Here is a 19078-nt window from a genome sequence, read left to right on the forward strand (position 1 = left end):
TGCGGACGCGCTTGCGTCCGAGGCGCTGACGTACGCGGACACGCTCGCACCCGACCCGCTGACATACGCGGACACGCTCGCACCCGACCCGCTGACATACGCGGACACGCTCGTACCCGACGGCGCACTGACGTGCGCAGACGCGCTTGCACCCGAGGCGCTGACGTACGCGGACGCGCTTGCGTCCGAGGCGCTGACGTGCGCGGACGCGCTTGCGTCCGAGGCGCTGACGTGCGCGGGTGCGCTTGCGCCCGACGGCGCGCTGGTGTGCGCGGGTGCGCTTGTCTTGTTGTGGGGTGCGGGCGGGCTGGAGGAGGGGGTGCCCGGGGCGGGGGCGGGCGTGCAGCCGGCCCCCGCCCTTGGGGTGGGTTAGAGGCCCAGGTCGGGGAGGGCCGGGAGGGATTGGCGGGCGGCGTGCTTGGCGTCCGCCGCGGAGCGGGATGCTCGGGCTGCGGACGCGGCGGTCTGGCATTCGTCCAGGGTGTGGCGGGCCAGGGCGGCGCGGACCAGCGGGAGCGACGGCGCGCTCATCGACAGGGACGTGACGCCCAGACCGACCAGGACGCAGGCCAGCACGGGGTCGCCCGCGGCCTCGCCGCAGACGCCGCACGGGATTCCGGCGGACGCGGCGGAGGCGACCAGGTCCAGGACGGCGGGCTGCCACGCGTCCTGGAGGTGGGCGAGGCCGCCGATCTGGCGGTCGGCGGCGCAGGCGTACTGGGTGAGGTCGTTGGTGCCGAGGCTGAAGAACTCCACCTCGGACGCCAGGTCGCGGGCGCGCAGGGCGGCCGCGGGGACCTCGATCATGATCCCGGGGTGCTCGATCCCGGCGTCGCGGCAGGCGGCGGCGAAGTAGGCCGCCTCCTCGGCGTCGGTCACCATCGGGGCCATGACCTGCAGCTTCGCCGTCAGGCCGGACGCGGCCCGGGCCAGCGCGGACAGCTGGGCCGCCAGCACGTCCGGGTGCCGGCGCAGCATCCGCAGGCCGCGCTCGCCGAGGGCCGGGTTCGGCTCCTCGCCGGGAGGCGGCAGGAACGCCAGGGGCTTGTCGGCCCCGGCGTCGAGGGCGCGCACGACGACGCGCCCGTCGGGGAAGGCCTCCAGCACCTCGCGGTAGGCCTGCTCCTGCTCGGCGTCGGACGGCGGGGCGGCGCGGTCGAGGAACAGGAACTCGGTGCGGTACAGCCCGACGCCTTCCGCTCCGTTCGCGACCGCGGCCGGGACGTCCTTGGGCCCGCCGATGTTCGCCAGCAGCGGCACCGGGTGGGCGTCCTTGGTGCGTCCCGGACCGGACGCGCCGGCGAGCGCGGCGGCCCGTGCGGACGCGGCGTCGCGAGCGGCGAGCACCGCCGCGGCGGACGGGTCGACCACGACCGTCCCGGCCGCGCCGTCCACCAGGACGGGCGTGCCGTCGGCGAGTCCGGTCGCGCCGGGCAGCGCAACGACCGCGGGCACGCCCATCGTGCGGGCGAGGATCGCGGTGTGGCTGGTCGGGCCGCCTTCCTCGGTGACGAAGGCGACGACCTTGGCCGGGTCGAGCACGGCCGTGTCGGCGGGCGCGAGGTCCCGCGCGACCAGCACGAACGGCTCGTCCGACTCGGGCACGCCGGGCATCGGCAGGCCGAGCAGGCGCGCGACGGTGCGGTCGCGGATGTCGTCGAGGTCGGTGACGCGGGCGGCGAGGTACTCCCCCGCGCCCGCGAGCATCTCGCGGTACACGCCGAACGACTCGAACACGGCGCGGGCCGCCGAACGGCCCTCGGCCGTCTTGGCCCGGACGCCGTCGGCGAGACCGGGGTCGCGAGCCATGAGGGCCTGCGCGTTCAGCACGTCCTGGCCGTCGCGGTTGCCGACCTCGGCCGCGGCCGTACCGCGGGCCTCCAGGTCGTCGGCGACGGCGGCGAGCGCCTCAAGGGCGGCGGCGGTCTCGGCTTCCGCGTCCCCGGCAGGCGCCGAGTCGGCGGACGGCTCGGGAACGGCCCCCGCGATCCCCCGTACCGGCCCGAACCCGACCCCGGGGCTGACCCCGGCCCCGCGCATCTCGCCGACCACGCCCGTCCCCCCGGACGCGGACGACCCTCCGGACGCGGACGACCCTCCGGCCACCGGCGCAGCGGAGTCGGCGGTGGCGGGGTTTCCGGTGGTTTCGGCGGGCTCAGGCATTCTCGGGCTCGGGCGTGGACAGCAGCGCCTCCAGCTCGGCAAGGAGGGCGTCCGCGCCGTCGAAGTCGGCGGTGATCACGATCTCCTCGCCGTGCCTGGCGTCCAGGCCGAGGACGGCCAGGATGCTCTTGGCGTTCACCGGCTGACCGCCGGGCTTCGCCACGGTGACGTCGCCGGGCGCCTTGGCCGCGGTCTGCACGAACAGCGCGGCCGGGCGCGCGTGCAGCCCCACCTTCGACTCGATCCTGACGTTGCGCTCGCTCACTGGTTCAACTCTCCTCGGTGTCCCGGATCCGCAGCTCGGGTCCGGGAGTCACGGTCACTTGGCGCAGGTCGGCCACCACGTGGTGCGCGGCGCTCAGCGCGCCGGACGGCTGCGTGGTGGTGATCCCCACGACGGTCATACCCGCGTCCCGCGCGGCGGCCACGCCCGCGGGCGCGTCCTCGAAGGCCACGGCCTCGTGCGGCGGGACGCCCAGGCCGCGCGCGGCGGCCAGGAAGCCCTCGGGATCGGGCTTTCCGACGACCACGTCGTCGGCGGTGACGATCAGCTTCAGCAGTTCCCGGACGCCCAGGTCGGCCAGCAGGCCATGGGCGTATCCCCGCATTCCGGACGTCACAACGGCGGTCGGGACGCCGAGCGCGTGCAGCTCGCGGACGAGTTCCACCGCGCCGGGCACGGGGTCGGGAACGGGCAGGTCCGGGTCGTCGCCGTAGCCCAGCACCTCGTGGAACAGCTCCTCGGCCGTCCGGCCGGGGAACAGGTGCAGGTGGTCGACGAGGGCCTCGCGCCCGCGGCGGCCCGCGAAGGAGGCCAGCAGGGCCTCGTCGTGGGGCGCGCCGTGCGCGTCGAACAGCCGCGCCCACATCACGCGGTTGCGCGGTTCGGTGTCGATCAGCGTGCCGTCCAGGTCGAAGACGGCGGCGCGGGCCGGCAGCCGGATCAGCTCCATACGAACAGCTCGGCTCCCTGGACGACGCTGCCGGCCTCCACGACGTCCGACAGCGCCTCGGCGGGCGCGTCCAGCGCGACCACGGCGCAGATCGGCGAGCGTCCGCCCGCCTCCACCGCGGCCGGGTCCCAGGCGACTAGCGGCTGGCCCGCGGTCACCCGGTCGCCCTCGGCGGCCAGCAGCTCGAACCCCTCGCCCTTGAGCTGGACGGTGTCGATGCCGAGGTGCACCAGCACCCCGTGCCCCTCGTCGTCCACGACCACGTAGGCGTGCGGGTGCATCTTGACGATCTTCCCGGACACCGGGGCGATCGCGCGGCCCGGCTCGCGGGCCGGGTCGACGGCGGTGCCCGGGCCGACCATGGCCTGGGCGAACACCGGGTCGGGCACGCCCGCGAGCCCCACGACCCGCCCGCCGACCGGGGACAGTACGCGCGTCATCGGTCCTCCTTGCGAGGTCAGTCGAGGATGTCCTCGATGTCGGTGGCGATCGTGTCGGCCTCGGGGCCCACGACCACCTGGACGACGGTGCCCTGGCGCATGACGCCGAACGCGCCCGCGGCCTTGAGGGCGGGCTCGTTCACGGCGTCCCCGTCCTTGACCTGGGTGCGGAGCCGGGTCGCGCAGGGCTCGATCTCGATGATGTTGTCGGCGCCGCCCAGCGCGGCGACGATGGCCTCGGCCTTGTCCATAGCGGGGTTCCTCTCGTTCTCTTGTTCGCCTTCGGGCCGCTTCGCCTTCGGGCCGCGCCCCGGCAAGCGGGAGCCGGAGCTGGTGCTCCGTCGCGCCGCGTGGAGCGGCCCTGATGCTCTTGTCCGTCCGGGACGGGGCGCGCCGAAGCGGGTGGCCCGAGCCGGGTCAGTCGGTTTGGGTGACCTTGTTCAGGCCGCGCGGGACGTCGGGGTCGATGCCGAGGCGGCGCGCGAGGTTCTCGACCATGATCTGGCCGGGCACGATGAGGCCGAGCGGGGCGACCCACTCGGGCAGGTCCGGCCCGGGCAGGGCGGCGGTGCTGGCCTGGGCGAGGCCGCTGCCGCCGCCGAAGCCGAACGCCTCGGCGCCCGCGCCGCGGACCCGCTCGGCGAGCGCGATCGTGCCGGACAGCGTGGGACTGCCCTCGGCCGCGACGAGCAGCGCGGGGGTCTGGTCGTCCACGACGGCGATCGGGCCGTGCAGCAGGTCGGCGTAGGAGAGGCCCATGGCGTGCAGGTAGCACGCCTCCTTGATCTTCAGGGCCAGCTCCAGCGCGGTGCCGAACGCGATGCCGCGTCCGGACACGACCGCGCCGGGCACCTGCGCGAGCGCCTCGACGATCCGCCCGAGCGCCGGGGACGCCTCCGTCGCGCGGATCAGGCCCTCGACCTCGTCCGGGACGCGGCGCAGGTCGGCCGGGTCCTGCCCGATGCCGAGACCGAGGCCGAGTACCGCGAGCGCGGCGAGCTGGGTGGTGTAGGTCTTGGTCGCCGGGACGGCGAGCTCGTCGCCGGCGAGGGTGACCAGCGGCACCTCGGCGGCCTCGGCGAGCGGCGAGCCCTCGCCGTTGGTGACCGCGACCGTGCGGGCGCCGCAGTCCTTAGCCCAGGCCAGCGTCTCGACGATCTCCTCGGTCTTGCCGGACTGGCTGATCGCCACCGCCAGCACGCCGTCGAGGTCGAGCCGCCTGCCGTAGGTCGTGGCGATCGACGGCGCGGCGAGGGTGGCGAGCCGCCCGGCGTGCGACTCGATCAGGTACCGGCCGTACACGGCGGCGTTGTCGGACGAGCCGCGCGCGATGAACAGCACCTGCCGCGTCTCCGCGGCGAGCCGCTCGATCTCCGGGACGCGCGGCAGCAGCGCCTCGATGGTGCGCCGCAGCGCCTCGGGCTGCTCGCCGATCTCGGCGCGCATACGACTGGTGGTCATGATCCCCCTCCGAAGAGTTCCTGCCCGTTGATCCACGTCATACGCGCGCGGTGGCCCGGACCGAGCCAGACGAGGTCGGCCTTCGCACCGGGGGCGATGCGGCCGAGGTCGGGCCGTCCGATGAGGTCGGCGGGGACGCGGGTGGCGGCGTCCACGGCCGTCACCAGGTCCACGCCGATCGCCAGGGCGTTGCCGATCGCGTCGTCCAGCCGGAGCCCGGAGCCCGCGATGGTGCCGTCGGCGCGCAGCGGCGGCCCCTGCTCCGGCATGGTGATCGGCTCGCCGCCCAGCTCGTACACGCCGGGCGGCATGCCCGCGGCGGACGCGGCGTCGGTGACCAGCACGGCGCGTCCGGCGGCGGCGTTGAAGACGACCTTCGCCACGGTCGCGGACACGTGGTGCAGGTCCAGGATGAGGCCGGGGCTCAGCCGCTCGTCGGCGAGCGCCTGCGCCGCCACGCCCGGATCGCGATGGTTCATCCCGGACTGCGCGTTGAAGATGTGGGTGACCTTGCGGGCGCCCGCGTCCGCGGCGGCGGCGACCTGGGCGGCGGTCGCGTCGCTGTGCCCGACGCTGACCAGCACGCCGGCGCCGACGAGGGTGCGGATCGCGTCCAGCGCGTGGGCCCGCTCGGGAGCGAGGGTGACCAGCTTGACCAGCCCGGTCTCCAGCAGCGTCGCGACCTTCTCGGGCGTCGGGTCGGTCAGGAACGCGGGGTTGTGCGCGCCCTTGCGCTTCTCCGACAGGAACGGCCCCTCAAGGTGGACGCCCAGGACGCGCGTTCCGCGGCCGTCCAGCGTCGGGAGCAGCTCCCGCGTGCGACGCAGCGCGGCGGCCTGGACCTCGACGGGCGCGGTGATGAAGGTCGGCAGGAACGACGTCACGCCGGTCTCGGGGAGGCGCTCGACGACCGTCCGCCAGCCGGTCTCGTCGGCGTCCACCATGTCGTAGCCGAAGAAGCCGTTGACCTGCAGGTCGACCAGACCGGGGGCGAGCAGGCCATCGTCGAGGTGGAGGTCGGCGCCGTCCGGGCGGCCCTCGCCGGCCTCGGTGATCACGCCGTTCTCGATCCGGACGTATCCCGGCGAGACCACGCGGGTAGAACCCACCGCGGGGGAAGTGATCATGCGGTTCGCGGTGATCAGAAGTCTTGCCATCGCTGCGCACTCTCCGTGACGCCGGGATCGCCGGTCGTGCTCTGCCACGACTGGTCTAGTCCGGTCTGGACCAGTACGCAACATACCCGAATCACGCCGGAAAGCGATAGAGCGAGGATGTCGCTCGGGGGGAGTCATCCGCTCATGAGTTCCATGACCACGCAGGCCGACGGCGGGGGCGGCGCGCACCGCGCCTGGACCGCCACCTTCGCGGTGCTGCAGCGGATCGGCCGCAGCCTCATGCTGCCCATCGCGGTGCTGCCCGCCGCGGGCATCCTGCTCCGCCTGGGGCAGGACGACCTGCTCGGCAAGGACGGCCTCGGCTGGAACCGGATCGCCGAGGTGTTCGCCGCGGCGGGCGGCGCCCTGCTCGACAACCTCGCGATCCTCTTCGCGGTCGGTGTCGCGATCGGGTTCGCCAAGAAGTCCGACGGCTCGACCGCCCTCGCCGCCGTCGTCGGGTACCTGGTCTTCGACCGCGTCTCCAAGACGATGTTCGCCCACTCGTCCACGCTCAAGGACACGGTGGTGCAGAAGGTCCAGCAGGACGGCGCCCTCAAGGAGGTCATCGGGTACGGGCTCAAGAACCCGACCCAGGTGCTCGGCGGCATCGTCGTCGGCCTCGTCGTCGCGCTGCTGTACCAGCGCTTCTACCGGATCAAGCTGCCCTCGTGGCTGGCGTTCTTCGGCGGGCGGCGGTTCGTGCCGATCGTCAGCGCCGCCGCGTGCCTGCTGCTCGGCGTGCTGTTCGGGCTGATCTGGCCCACGCTCGGGCACTGGATCGACTCGTTCGGCGACTGGCTCACCGGCCTCGGCGCGCTCGGCGCGGGCATCTACGGCATCGCGAACCGGCTGCTGCTGCCGTTCGGCCTGCACCACATCCTCAACTCGCTGATCTGGTTCGTGTTCGGCACCTACAACGACCACGGGACGGCCGTGCACGGCGAGATCAACCGGTACCTGGCGGGCGACCCGCACGCCGGCACCTTCCTGTCCGGCTTCTTCCCGGTGCTGATGTTCGGGCTGCCCGGCGCGGCCTGCGCCATCTGGCGCGCGGCCCCGGCCGGGAAGCGCAGCGTCGTCGGCGGCCTGATGATCTCGTCCGCGCTCACCGCGTTCGTCACCGGCGTCACCGAGCCGATCGAGTTCTCGTTCATGTTCGTCGCGCCGCTGCTCTACGGCATCCACGTCGTGCTGACGGGCGTCTCGATGTACATCCTCGCCGCGATCCACGCGCAGCTCGGCTTCTCGTTCTCGGCGGGCCTCATCGACATGCTGCTGAACGCCACCAAGAGCAACACGAGGCACCTGCCGATCATCATCGGCATGGGCGTCGTCTACTTCTTCCTCTACTTCGCGATCTTCTACCTCGCCATCACGAAGCTGAAGCTGCCCACGCCGGGACGCGAACCCGAGGACACCACGACACCGAACGAATCCTGACCTCATCCGGACCACCACCCGCACCATCCGCCTCTCCTTCCAGAACGGCCCTGATCCCAGTCTCCGGCCCCGGTTTCCCGCGGACATACCGAACGCGGTTCTGTGGATAACCGGGTCCGCCGCCCGTCCACCGGCATCGGGGCGACCGCGGCCCGGACCAGCGAAAAGGGGCGCTGACCTGCGGGGATAAGCGATCTTGGTGTGGCCGGGGCGCGACCTGCGCGTTATGCATCTGTGAGTTGACACACGTCGAAAGCGTGTGGTCTAGTCCGGACTAGACCAGTACATACCGAGTCGATCCGGACTCGCGCCGCCATCGGCCCGGGTTCCCCCGAGGATCCCCGTGACGACCATTGACCCGAACAGCCCCGTCCCGAAGTACTTCCAGCTCAGGGCCATCCTGCTGGACATGATCGAGAGCACCGAGCTCCCGGTGGACGCCCCCATACCCTCCGAGCGCGAGCTGTGCGCACGGTACGGGCTGTCGCGCATGACCGTCCGGCAGGGCGTCGACCAGCTCGTCTCGGAGGGACGGCTGTACCGGGTGCCCGGCAAGGGCACCTTCGTGGCCCGCCCGAAGATCGAGATGCCGCTGCGGCTGGTCTCGTTCACCGAGGACATGCTGGCCCGCGGGATGCGTCCCGGCGCGATCGACCTCGACCGCCGCACGCTGCCCGCCGACGCCCGGCTGGCCCGCGCGTTCGAGGTCGAGCTCGGCACCCCGATCCACCTCATCGAGCGGCTGCGCACCGCCGACGGCGAGCCCATGGCACTCGAACGGGCGCATATCCTCGCATCGCTCGCGCCCGACCTGCTCGACCGGCGGCTCGCCGACCGGTCCCTGTACGGCGTCCTCGAAGCGGTGTACGGGCTGGTCTTCGACGCGGGCGACCAGACGATCGACGCCGGGCTGGCGGACGCGACCGACGCCCGCCACCTGCACATCCCGCGCGGCAGCGCCGTCCTGCTGCTGCGCCGGCGGTCGTTCACCAACGGCACGTGCGCCGAGCTCGGCGTGTCGACCTACCGGGCCGACCGCTACCAGGTCCACACGGCGCTGGGCCATCCCCCGACGCGTTCCTGACCTCCGGCAGTCCCCGACCCCTCACCCGCTTCCCGCTCCACCCCGTCCCTACCGGGCCCCTCTGTCCCCGCGGTTCCAGGCCATCTCCGTCCCGGAGCCGACACCCCATGCAGTGACCAAGGAGAGGAAAACCCCTGATGAGTGCCACCACCGCCGTCGGCGACGCTTCGGGACGAGGTTCCCGCGCGCTCGGCGTGCTGCAGCGGATCGGCCGCAGCCTGATGCTGCCGATCGCCGTCATGCCCGCCGCGGGCCTGCTGCTCCGGCTCGGCCAGCCCGACGTCATCGGCCAGAACAAGGACGCCTGGCTCAACTTCTCCGGCGCCGACCGGGTCGCCGAGATCTTCGCCGGCGCCGGCGGCGCGATCTTCGACTGGCTCCCGCTGCTGTTCGCCGTAGGCGTGGCGATCGGCTTCGCGCGCAAGTCGGACGGTTCGACCGCGCTCGCCGCCGTGGTGGGCTACCTGGTCTTCCACTACGTCAGCATGACGATGTTCTTCCACACCTTCGACAAGGACAGCAAGGTCTACGCGAAGATCACCAAGCAGCTGTTCGACCCGGACCACCCGGGCAAGCCGAAGGTGGCGCTGGACCTCGCCGCGGCCAACCCGACCAAGGTCCTCGGCGGCATCGTCATCGGCCTCACCGCCGCGCTGCTCTACCAGCGCTACTACCGCATCAAGCTGCCGACCTGGCTGGCCTTCTTCGGCGGGCGCCGGTTCGTCCCCATCATCACCTCCTTCGCCGCCGTCGTGATCGGCCTGGCCTTCGGCTTCGTCTGGCCGACCCTCGGTGACTGGATCGCCAGCTTCGGCGAGTGGATGGCCCGCAACAGCACCATCGGCGCCGGCGTGTACGGCGTCATCAACCGCCTGCTGCTGCCCTTCGGCCTGCACCACATCGCCAACAACGTCGTCTGGACGCAGATCCCCGACTGCACCGTCGGCGGCAAGACCTACAGCGGCGACCTGGTCTGCTACCTGAACGGCGCGGACGGCACCGGCTGGTCCATGACCGGCTACTTCCCCGTCCTGATGTTCGGCCTGCCCGCCGCGGCCATCGCCATGTGGCTGGCCGCGCCCAAGCACCGCCGCCCCGCGGTCGGCGGCATCATGATCTCCGCCGCCGTCACCGCGTTCGTCACCGGCATCACCGAGCCGATCGAGTTCGCGTTCGTGTTCATCGCGCCGGCCCTGTACGCGGTGCACGCGCTCCTGACCGGCATCTCGATGGCGCTCGCCGACGCGTTCGGCATGAAGCTCGGCTTCAGCTTCTCCGCGGGCGCGATCGACATGGCGATCAACGGGTCCAAGAGCAACACGCACAACCTGCTCGGGCTGATCGCCATGGGCCTGGTGTACGCGGTGATCTACTTCGTGCTCTTCTACTTCATCATCAAGAAGTTCAACCTGCCGACGCCGGGCCGCGAGCCGGAGAACACCGAGTCGGTCGTGGCCGACGCCGCCGCGTCCCCCGAACTCGCCGGCGCCACCGCCGGCGGCGGCGAGGGCAAGTCGCGCAAGCGCGGCAAGCAGGCCGCAGGCTAACCCCTCAAGGCCGGGCCCAGCCCGCCCGGCCACCCGAGGCGCTCCGGCCCCCTACCGGAGCCCGCCTCACCCCGCGACGGCGGGGCGCACCTCCCGCGCCCCGCCGTCGCCTCATTCCAACCCCGCCCCGAACCCCCACACACCAGCGCCACCCGCCCTACCTGCGTTGCATGCACCACGTGCGCTCCGTGCGCCACGTGCGCTGCCCACGCGCACCGCCCTAGCGCGCCGCGTGCGCTGCCTGCCTTCGCCCGCCCTACTGCAGCGCCCACCCCGCCCGTCCAACCTGCGCTGCCCGCACGCACCGTCCAACCGCGCCGCCTGTGCTGCCTGCCTTCGCCCGCCCTACGCGCAGCGCCCTCGCCGCCCGGCCCACCTGCACTGCCCTACCGCGCAGCGCTGCGTGCGCTGCCTGCATTTGCGTGCGCTGTGTGCAGCGCCCGCGCTGACCGTCCTACCTGCGCTTCCTGTGCTGCGTGCGCTGTCTGGGCTGCTCGCTGACTGCGGGGTGGCGGGCCTTTGTTGGGGCGGGTTCTAGGTCGGCTCTAGCGCGGGTAGGCGTCCGGCAGGACGGGGTGGGGGAAAGCGAACGGCCCCGGTCTTCAAAGACCGGGGCCGTTCTAGGTCGGGCTAGTTGTTGGTGGGGTCGCCGTGGCAGCGCTTGAACTTCTTGCCCGAGCCGCAGGGGCACGGGTCGTTGCGGCCCACGCCCTCGTACGGGTCGTCGACCTCCTCGCTGTGGTGCTCGACGCCGCCGTCACCGTCGACGGTCGGAGCGGTGTACTCCAGCTTCGTCGGACGCTGCGGCTCCTCAAGGCCCTTGGCCTTGATGGACGGGTGCTCGTCGGCGGCCTCGACCGGGGTGTCCTCGTCGCCGGGGACGGTGTCCTCCAGCGCGACGGGGTTGACGCCGACCTGCGGGGCCGCGGGCTGCTCCTCGACCTCGACCTCAAGGTTGAAGAGGTAGCCGACCGACTCCTCCTTGATGCCGTCCATCATGGCGTTGAACATGTCGTAGCCCTCGCGCTGGTACTCGACCAGCGGGTCGCGCTGCGCCATGGCGCGCAGGCCGATGCCCTCCTGGAGGTAGTCCATCTCGTAGAGGTGCTCGCGCCACTTGCGGTCCATCACCGAGAGGATGACGCGGCGCTCCAGCTCGCGCATGACCTCGGAGCCGAGCTCCTCCTCGCGCTTGTCGTAGGCGGCCTGCGCGTCCTCGCGCAGCTTCTCGGCCAGGGTCTCGGCGTCGAGGCTGGAGATCTCGCCGCCGACCTCCTCGACCAGGCCGTCCACGGTGAGAGTGATCGGGTACAGCTGCTGGAAGGCCTTCCAGAGCTTGTCCAGGTCCCACTCCTCGGCGAAGCCCTCGCCGGTGGCGCCCGCGACGTAGCCGTTCACGACCTCGTCGATCATGCGCCGGACCTGCTCGTGCAGGTCCTCGCCCTCCAGCACCTTGCGGCGCTCGGAGTAGATGACCACGCGCTGGCGGTTCATCACCTCGTCGTACTTCAGGACGTTCTTGCGCATCTCGAAGTTCTGCTGCTCGACCTGCGACTGGGCCGACTTGATCGCGTTGGAGACGATCTTCGACTCGATCGGCACGTCGTCCGGGATGTTGAGCCGGGTCATGATCGCCTCGACGCGGGCCGAGTTGAACAGCCGCATCAGGTCGTCCTCAAGGGACAGGTAGAACCGGGACTCGCCCGGGTCGCCCTGGCGCCCGGACCGTCCGCGCAGCTGGTTGTCGATGCGCCGGGACTCGTGCCGCTCGGTGCCGAGCACGTACAGGCCGCCCGCGTCGACGACCTCCTCGTGCTCGCCCTTCACCGCGTCCTTGGCCTTCTCCAGCGCCTCGGGCCACGCCGACTCGTACTCCTCCGGCGTCTCCAGCGGGGACAGCCCGCGCTGGTGCAGCTCCAGGTCGGCGCGGAAGTCGGGGTTGCCGCCGAGCATGATGTCGGTGCCTCGGCCGGCCATGTTCGTCGCGACGGTGACGGCGCCCTTGCGGCCCGCCTCGGCGACGATCGCCGACTCCGCGTCGTGGTGCTTGGCGTTCAGCACCTGGTGCGGGATGCCGCGCCGCTTGAGCATCTTGCTCAGCCGCTCGGACTTCTCGACCGAGGTGGTGCCGACCAGCACCGGCTGGCCGTTCTCATGCCGCTCGGCGATGTCGTCGACGCACGCCTCGAACTTGGCCTGCTCGGTCTTGTAGACCACGTCGGCCTTGTCCATGCGGACCATCGGCTTGTTGGTCGGGATCGGCACGACGCCGATCTTGTAGGTCTTGTTGAACTCCGCCGCCTCGGTGTCGGCGGTTCCGGTCATGCCGGACAGCTTGCTGTAGAGGCGGAAGTAGTTCTGCAGGGTGATCGTGGCGAGCGTCTGGTTCTCGTCCTTGATGGACACGCCCTCCTTGGCCTCGATGGCCTGGTGCATGCCCTCGTTGTACCGGCGGCCGTGCAGGATACGGCCGGTGAACTCGTCCACGATCAGGACCTCGCCGTTCATGACGACGTAGTCCTTGTCGCGCTTGTACAGCTCCTTGGCCTTCAGCGCGTTGTTCAGGAAGCTGACGAGCTGGGTGTTCTCGGCGGAGTAGAGGTTGTCGATGCCGAGCCAGTCCTCGACCTTCTCCACGCCCGACTCGGTGATGCCGACGGTGCGCTTCTTCTCGTTGACCTCGTAGTCGCCGGGGCCGTACTCGTCCACCTGGCCGGCGGTGCTGACCAGCTCGGCGCGCTTCAGCCGCGGGACGATCTTGGCGAACTCGCCGTACCACTTGGAGTTCTGCTCGCCGGGGCCGGAGATGATCAGCGGCGTGCGGGCCTCGTCGATGAGGATCGAGTCGACCTCGTCCACGATCGCGAAGTTGTGGCCGCGCTGGACGAGCTCGTCCAGGCTCCAGGCCATGTTGTCGCGCAGGTAGTCGAACCCGAACTCGTTGTTCGTGCCGTAGGTGATGTCGGCGCTGTAGGCCACCCGGCGCTCTTCGGGCGTCATCTGCGGGAGGATGACGCCGACCTCCAGGCCGAGGAACTGGTGCACGCGGCCCATCCACTCGGCGTCGCGCTTGGCCAGGTAGTCGTTCACCGTGACCACGTGCACGCCCTTGCCGGACAGCGCGTTCAGGTAGGCGGGCAGCACGCAGGTGAGGGTCTTGCCCTCACCGGTCTTCATCTCGGCGATGTTGCCGAGGTGCAGCGCAGCGCCGCCCATGACCTGGACGTCGTAGTGCCGCTGGCCCAGAACGCGCTTGGCCGCCTCGCGGGCGGTCGCGAACGCCTCGGGGAGCAGGTCATCGAGCGATTCGCCCTCTTCGAGGCGCTCGCGGTACTTGTCGGTGAGCTCGCGGAGTTCCGCGTCGCTCATGTCGACGAAGTCTTCCTCGATCGAGTTGACCTGATCCGCGAGCTTCTTGAGCTTGCGCAGGGTCTTGCCTTCGCCCGCGCGAAGGATCTTATCGATGACTACTGGCACTCTCGGAGGCTCCTTGCAGATCGTGGGTCACCGCCGACCGGCGGCACGCACACCACACGTACGATGCCATCGTAGGCGAGACTCAGAATGGTCTAGGTCACCCTGCGATCGCAATCCCGGCCCGCGTTACTCCCTGCGACGGGGGTCCGGGACAATCATCCTGAACACTCTGAGGGGAGGGGCCCAAATTGTCCGATGAGTACGGCTCGCACGCCGGTCGGCCGAGTTCCTGGCTGGCGGTCACCGTGATCTTCGTGGGATTCGCCGTGGGCGGGGTCGCGCTCTGCCTGGGACCGCAGTGGGTGCTGGTCTGGGTCGGAGCCGCGATCGTCGTGCTCGGCCTGGTGCTGAGCGCGCTCGTCCACGTCTTCTCCGACGTCGTGGTGGACGCGCCGCGCGTCATGCCGGAGATCGTGGACTACTCGGTCTTCGGCAGCCGCACCGACAAGCGCCGCGGCGGCCTGGCGGGCGAGACCAGCTCGAAGCCGGTCACGTCCGACACCCAGCACACCCCGCACGGCTGATCTCGCGCCGCGTCCGCCCTCCGGAGCGACGCGCCGCCCTCGCGGCATCCGCTCGCTCGTGGTGGCGTCCTCGTGGTGGTGCGTGTGCGGCGGTGCGCATGTGGCGATCGGCCTCCCAGCGACCGCCCGGTGCGATCGACGTCCGGCCCGCCGACCTGGATCCGCGTTCCCCTCTCTGACGGGGACGCCCTTCCAGGTCTGGCGGGCCGACGCATTTCGGCCGCCCTTTTCCGGCCGGGCCGAGCTTCCCCCCTGGGCCGCGAGCATTACTTTTAGTGCGCGCCTGTCACTAACCGTGCGTATCGGTCGATGGCCTGTTGGTCGGGGACGCGGGTTCGGACCGGTCAGCGGCGCGTGGCGCGCATTTCCTGGACGAGTTCGAACGCCTCGCCTTCCGCGTCGTTGGTGGACCGGGGGTCGGGCGTCTCGACGAGGCCGCGCCAGAGGAAGGACGTGTCGGTGATCTCAGTGAACGTCCAGCGCGTGCGCCGGCCGTCCGGGGCGCGGCCTTCCTGGACGATGTCCGGACCGTCCGCGCATCCGACTTGGCTGACGAACGAGCCGGAGAACGGGTCGTTCCAGGTGATCCGCCAGGTCCCGGGGGACGAGACGTAGTAGCTCCGCAGCGTGGTGCCGGGATACCGGTTGATACCCGGGCAGTACAGGACGTCCTGGATGGCCCGACCCCCCAGGACCCAGCCGAAGCACCAGCGTCCGAGGACGGTGCGCCACTCGCCGTCGGGGCCCGGGTGACGGTTCTCGATCTCCCACTCGCCGACGAACCGCCCGTAGAGCATCAGATCGGCGGCGTGGGCCGGGTCAGGGCCGTCCGCGGCGAGCATCCGGAGCATCGGGTCGTCCATGCGGTTCATCCTCTTTCGACGAGTTCCTTGATGTGCGGTTCGGCGCGTTCGACCCGGATCGCGTCGCAGCCGACCCATCCGGCGGCGGTGAGGAGCGCGGTGCGCAGGGCTTCGGCGCCCTCTTCCAGGCGCGCCGCCGACCTGGTCATGCGGGGTTCGAGCGAGGCCTGGCGCGCGACGAGCGTGGTCCCTTCGCGGGCGGGGTCGACGCGTCCGACCAGGCGTCCGCCGGAGAGCACCGGCATCGTGAAGTAGCCGTGGACGCGCTTCGCCTTCGGGACGTACGCCTCCAGCCGGTGATCGAAGTCGAAGACGCGGGACGTCCTCGCGCGGTCCCAGACCAGCGAGTCGAACGGGGACAGCAGCGTCGTGACGTGCCTGCCGCGCGGTGGCGCAGCGAGCGCCTCCGGATCGGCCCACGCCTGGTGCCGCCAGCCCTGGACCCGCACCGGCACCAGCCCGGACGCCTCGATCACGGCGTCCACCTGGTCCGCTTTGAGGCGGTAGTAGTCGGCGAGGTCCGCGCGTGTCGCCACGCCGAGCGCCCGCCCCGCCAGCCGGACGAGCCGGGTCAGGCAGGCAGCGTCGTCGGGCTCATGACCGAAAAGCTCGTCCGGGACGACCCGTTCCGCCAGGTCGTACACCCGCCGCCAGCCGACGCGCTGGACGCACGCGACCTCCCCGACGTCCCAGAGCCACTCGATGCCGATCTTGTGGTCGCTCCACTCCCACCAGTCGCCGCCGGCCTTCGCGCCGCCGAGCTCCTTGGTCGTCAGCGGGCCCTCGGCCTTGAGCTTCGCGCGGATCTCCTCGCACACGCCGTCCGGCACCTTGTGCCAGCGGAGGCCCTTCCGCCGGAACTGCCGCCGCCGGAACGCCATCGTCGGCCATTCCTCGATGGGCAGGATCGACGCCGCGTGCGCCCAGTACTCGAACGCGACCGGCCCGACCGCGCCTTTCGTGCGGACGGCCGACTCGTCGCGGACGGGCGGCGCCCAGTAGGCGTCCTCGATCTTCTCCTTGCGCACGGCTCCGAGCCGGGCATAAGGGACGAGCTCGTGCGAGCGCGCCAGCACCGAGATCGTGTCGAGCTGGACGGCGCCGAGCCGCGACAGCACGCCGGGCACGCCACCGCGCCTGGCGTCCGCGCCCAGCAGGCCCTGGGCCCGCAACGCCAGCCGCCGAGCCTCGTCCGCGCTCAGCTCCGCCTCAGCCCTGTCAGGAGTCCTCGTCTTGACCACGCCGCGATCGTAAGCCACGACACCGACAAAACGCATACGCCGGTGTCAACGAGACCCTCCGTCGGCCACGGCTCGCCCCAAAAAGCCCGGATGACCTCGGACGACCCGGACGCCCCGCCTCAATTCGGAAGCCCCAGCTCGCCTCGGACATCCCGGGACGGCCATGGCTCGCCCCGAAAGGCCCGGATCGCCACGGGCAACCCCGGACGACCTCGGCTCGCCCCTCCAAGCCCGAACGACCCGGCTCGCCTCAGAAGGCCGGGACCACCTCCGTCAACCCGGCTCGGCGTCGGCTCGGCGTCGGCTCGGCGTCGGCTCGGCGTCGGCTCGGCGTCGGCTCGGCCTCGGCTCGCGTCGAGGGCCCGGCGAGGCCGGATGGCCTCACCTGATCGGCCGGAGCGCGCCGCGCCCGATCAGGTGATCTCTAGAAGCTTCTCCCGGACGGCGTACACCACGGCCTCCATCCGGGAGTGGAGCTGCAGCTTCTCCAGGATGTTCCGGACGTGGTTCTTGACGGTGTTCTCGGAGATGAACAGCTCCCGGGCGATCTCCCGGTTGCCGAGCCCGCGCGCGACGAGCCGCAGAACCTCCATCTCGCGGTCGGTCAGCCGAGGCGCCGGAACCTGCTGCGTCCGCTCCTCGCTGCGCTTGGCGAGCGCGGCGAACTCGGTGATCAGCTTGGACGCCATGGACGGGCTGATCAGCGACTGCCCGCCGTGCACCGCGCGCACCGCCTGCGGGACCTCGTCGATAGAGATCTCCTTGAGCAGGTAGCCGCTGGCCCCGGCCTTGATCGCCTCGAAGAGGTCCTCCTCCTCGTCGCTGATCGTCAGCATCACGATCTTCGCGCTGGGCGCCGCGTCCTTGATCGCCGTGCAGGCCTCGATGCCGCTGCGGCGCGGCATCCGGATGTCCATGAGGACGACGTCGGGCAGCAGGTCGCCCGCCATCTGGACGGCCTCGTGCCCGTCCCCGCCCTCGCCGATCACCTCGATGTCGGGTTCGGCCTGGAGCACCATCTCCAGTCCCCGCCTGAACAGGGCGTGATCGTCCACGATCAGTACCCGGATCGGATCCCCCACCTGCGCATCCTCTCCCTGCGCACCACCGGCCGACGTCTCCGCGCGCGCGGACCCGCCTGCCGGACCGCCACTTGCGCCACCGGCCGGAACGCCACCGCTCCGGCCCGCGGCCCCACTTGCCGACCCCTCGGAAACCACGGCCCGCGGAACCTCACCGCCTCGGACCGCCGGCCCGGAGGAGCCACTGCCCGCACCGCCGACGCGAACCGCCCCGGACGCGCCGACCGTCACCCCGCGAAACCCGCCGCCCGCCGTACGCCCGTCATCGACCCGCGCCCGACCGGCCGCTCCACGACCGTCCACCACCCGCTCACGACCATTCAAGACAGGGCCAACGACCTCACGGCCGGCCAACGCCACACCCTCACCCAACGCACAAGCGCCCGGGTCGGATCCCGAATCCCCGAACCCGAATCCCCGAAACCCCCGACCAGAACGCCGATCCCCGACCCGGACCGGCCCCCTCAAAGACGCGCCGACGGAGCGAGCACCCGCGACCTCAGCCCGCCCACCTGCGAAACCGTCCCGCGCAGCCGGCCGTCCGCACCGTCCACCCGAACCATCGGGCCGCGCAGACTCCACTGCGCCACCCTCACCAGACGAGACGAACGCAGCCGTCCCGCCCACCTCAAGCCTTGCGTCCCTGCAACCGAACACCGAAGGCGCAACCCCACCAGGCCCGCCCTCAAACCAAGCAGCCGCCCCTCCCAAGGACCCCGCCCCACCAGGAGCCAGCCCCTCACCGAAACGCGAAGCGGCCCCTTGAAGGCCCCCAAACCCCAGCGCACCCTCAAATACCGCGGGCACCCCCGCCAAACGCGCCGCTGCAACAGCTCCCCGCACAGCCCCAGACCACCGAGACGCACGCTCCAGATCCGCGGCCGCCGCCAACGCACGCCCCCACCTGAAAACTTCCTGGGCAGGCCCAGAACACCGGGGCGCGACAGCGAAGCCCATGGGCGCCCCAGACGAGCACGCTGTCCCTACCGGCCCTTGCGCAGAGCCCGCGTGCCGGGGCACGACGGCGAAGCCTGTGGGCGTTCCGGATGGGCGCGCTGCCCCTGCGGGTTGCGCGGGGCCCGCGTGCCGGGGCCCGACGTCGAAGACCGCCGGCGTCCCAGACGGGCGCGTTGTCCCTGCGGGCCCTTGCGCGGAGCCCGGGTGCCGGGGCACGACGGCGAAGCCTGTGGGTGTTCCGGACGGGCGCGTTGCTCCTGCGGGCACTTGCGCAGGGCCCGCGTGCCGGGGGGTGACGGCGAAACCCGATGGCGGCCCGGATGGGCGCGTTGACTCTGCGGGCCCTTGCGTGGGGTCCGGGTGTCGGGGCGGGACCTCGGAATCGGCGGGCGTCCTGGGCGGGCGCGGGGATTCGGGGGTTACTTGTGCGGGGGCAGAGGGTCGGGACGGGGGGTTGGGGGCCGAGTGAGGTGGTGCAGGTACTGGGGGCGTAGTGGGGGGTGGGGGGTTCATTGCGGGCGGGTGGGAAGTGGACAAGGGGGACAGAGTGGGGGGCGGGGGCGCGGGGGCGCCGCGAGCCTCGGGGTTCTCGCTCACCAGAGTCGCGGCGTGGAGGTGAACGCCGCTTCCCCCCTTCACTGTCAGTGATCTGGGTCGGCCGGAGGAACCGGAGGCCGGTGTCGCCC

The 19078-nt window shown here is 71.7% G+C and carries 15 protein-coding genes; 4 read left to right on the top strand and 11 right to left on the bottom strand.

Going from position 1 to position 19078, the window contains the following annotated elements:
* Positions 1 to 369: 369 nt before the first annotated feature.
* From ptsP to nagA, 7 genes are all read right to left on the bottom strand, one after another.
* Positions 370 to 2040, bottom strand: a complete 1671-nt coding sequence (ptsP, locus tag FHU30_RS02970) for a phosphoenolpyruvate--protein phosphotransferase (RefSeq protein ID WP_253871872.1) — start codon at positions 2038 to 2040, stop codon at positions 370 to 372.
* A 115-nt stretch (positions 2041 to 2155) separates the two neighbouring features.
* Positions 2156 to 2428: an HPr family phosphocarrier protein gene (locus tag FHU30_RS02975; protein WP_253871142.1), complete on the bottom strand. Its 273-nt coding sequence runs from the start codon at positions 2426 to 2428 to the stop codon at positions 2156 to 2158.
* A 4-nt stretch (positions 2429 to 2432) separates the two neighbouring features.
* Entirely contained in the window at positions 2433 to 3116 is a 684-nt protein-coding gene (locus FHU30_RS02980; RefSeq protein ID WP_253871143.1) for an HAD family hydrolase, read from the bottom strand.
* Complete coding sequence (locus tag FHU30_RS02985) at positions 3107 to 3556, bottom strand: PTS sugar transporter subunit IIA (protein ID WP_253871145.1); 450 nt, start codon at positions 3554 to 3556, stop codon at positions 3107 to 3109. The genes FHU30_RS02980 and FHU30_RS02985 overlap by 10 nt, the downstream gene beginning before the upstream one ends.
* Positions 3557 to 3573: 17 nt before the next feature.
* On the bottom strand, positions 3574 to 3873 hold the full coding sequence (locus FHU30_RS02990) for a PTS sugar transporter subunit IIB (RefSeq protein WP_301322541.1): 300 nt from the start codon (positions 3871 to 3873) through the stop codon (positions 3574 to 3576).
* A 100-nt stretch (positions 3874 to 3973) separates the two neighbouring features.
* Positions 3974 to 5017, bottom strand: a complete 1044-nt coding sequence (locus tag FHU30_RS02995) for an SIS domain-containing protein (RefSeq protein WP_253871148.1) — start codon at positions 5015 to 5017, stop codon at positions 3974 to 3976.
* Positions 5014 to 6126 (bottom strand): N-acetylglucosamine-6-phosphate deacetylase, encoded by a 1113-nt coding sequence (gene nagA, locus FHU30_RS03000; RefSeq protein ID WP_253871150.1) that lies wholly within the window; start codon positions 6124 to 6126, stop codon positions 5014 to 5016. Before nagA ends, FHU30_RS02995 begins: the two co-directional genes overlap by 4 nt.
* Before the next feature lie 192 nt (positions 6127 to 6318).
* Here nagA and FHU30_RS03005 point away from each other — a divergent pair, with 192 nt between their 5' ends.
* From FHU30_RS03005 to FHU30_RS03015, 3 genes are all read left to right on the top strand, one after another.
* Entirely contained in the window at positions 6319 to 7617 is a 1299-nt protein-coding gene (locus FHU30_RS03005) for a PTS transporter subunit EIIC (RefSeq protein ID WP_372503837.1), read from the top strand.
* Positions 7618 to 7960: 343 nt separating this feature from the next.
* Positions 7961 to 8701: a GntR family transcriptional regulator gene (locus FHU30_RS03010; RefSeq protein WP_253871152.1), complete on the top strand. Its 741-nt coding sequence runs from the start codon at positions 7961 to 7963 to the stop codon at positions 8699 to 8701.
* Positions 8702 to 8838: 137 nt separating this feature from the next.
* The gene (locus FHU30_RS03015) at positions 8839 to 10248 is read left to right on the top strand and encodes a PTS transporter subunit EIIC (protein ID WP_253871154.1); all 1410 of its coding nucleotides are present in this window, start codon (positions 8839 to 8841) and stop codon (positions 10246 to 10248) included.
* Positions 10249 to 10878: 630 nt separating this feature from the next.
* Here the strand turns inward: FHU30_RS03015 and secA are convergent.
* Positions 10879 to 13725 (bottom strand): preprotein translocase subunit SecA, encoded by a 2847-nt coding sequence (secA, locus tag FHU30_RS03020; RefSeq protein WP_253871156.1) that lies wholly within the window; start codon positions 13723 to 13725, stop codon positions 10879 to 10881.
* Positions 13726 to 13913: 188 nt separating this feature from the next.
* Between secA and FHU30_RS03025 the strand changes: the two genes are divergently transcribed.
* On the top strand, positions 13914 to 14249 hold the full coding sequence (locus tag FHU30_RS03025) for an HGxxPAAW family protein (protein ID WP_253871158.1): 336 nt from the start codon (positions 13914 to 13916) through the stop codon (positions 14247 to 14249).
* Between the two features lie 344 nt (positions 14250 to 14593).
* On the opposite strand, the gene FHU30_RS03030 is transcribed toward FHU30_RS03025, so the two are convergent.
* From FHU30_RS03030 to FHU30_RS03040, 3 genes are all read right to left on the bottom strand, one after another.
* Complete coding sequence (locus FHU30_RS03030) at positions 14594 to 15112, bottom strand: hypothetical protein (protein ID WP_253871160.1); 519 nt, start codon at positions 15110 to 15112, stop codon at positions 14594 to 14596.
* A 5-nt stretch (positions 15113 to 15117) separates the two neighbouring features.
* The gene (locus tag FHU30_RS03035; protein ID WP_253871162.1) at positions 15118 to 16353 is read right to left on the bottom strand and encodes a winged helix-turn-helix domain-containing protein; all 1236 of its coding nucleotides are present in this window, start codon (positions 16351 to 16353) and stop codon (positions 15118 to 15120) included.
* Positions 16354 to 16766: 413 nt separating this feature from the next.
* Entirely contained in the window at positions 16767 to 17435 is a 669-nt protein-coding gene (locus FHU30_RS03040) for a response regulator (RefSeq protein ID WP_122193060.1), read from the bottom strand.
* Positions 17436 to 19078: the final 1643 nt, after the last annotated feature.

Origin of the sequence: Actinomadura rupiterrae (assembly GCF_024172125.1) — a bacterium.
Lineage (GTDB): Bacteria > Actinomycetota > Actinomycetes > Streptosporangiales > Streptosporangiaceae > Spirillospora > Spirillospora rupiterrae.

Bases quoted from the DNA above. Each gene is read 5' to 3' on its own strand.
- ptsP (WP_253871872.1), bottom strand. From the start codon at position 2,040: ATGCGCGGGGCCGGGGTCAGCCCCGGGGTCGGGTTCGGGCCGGTACGG.
- FHU30_RS02980 (WP_253871143.1), bottom strand. From the start codon at position 3,116: ATGGAGCTGATCCGGCTGCCGGCCCGCGCCGCCGTCTTCGACCTGGAC.
- FHU30_RS02985 (WP_253871145.1), bottom strand. From the start codon at position 3,556: ATGACGCGCGTACTGTCCCCGGTCGGCGGGCGGGTCGTGGGGCTCGCG.
- FHU30_RS02995 (WP_253871148.1), bottom strand. From the start codon at position 5,017: ATGACCACCAGTCGTATGCGCGCCGAGATCGGCGAGCAGCCCGAGGCG.
- FHU30_RS03005 (WP_372503837.1), top strand. From the start codon at position 6,319: ATGAGTTCCATGACCACGCAGGCCGACGGCGGGGGCGGCGCGCACCGC.
- FHU30_RS03015 (WP_253871154.1), top strand. From the start codon at position 8,839: ATGAGTGCCACCACCGCCGTCGGCGACGCTTCGGGACGAGGTTCCCGC.
- FHU30_RS03030 (WP_253871160.1), bottom strand. From the start codon at position 15,112: ATGGACGACCCGATGCTCCGGATGCTCGCCGCGGACGGCCCTGACCCG.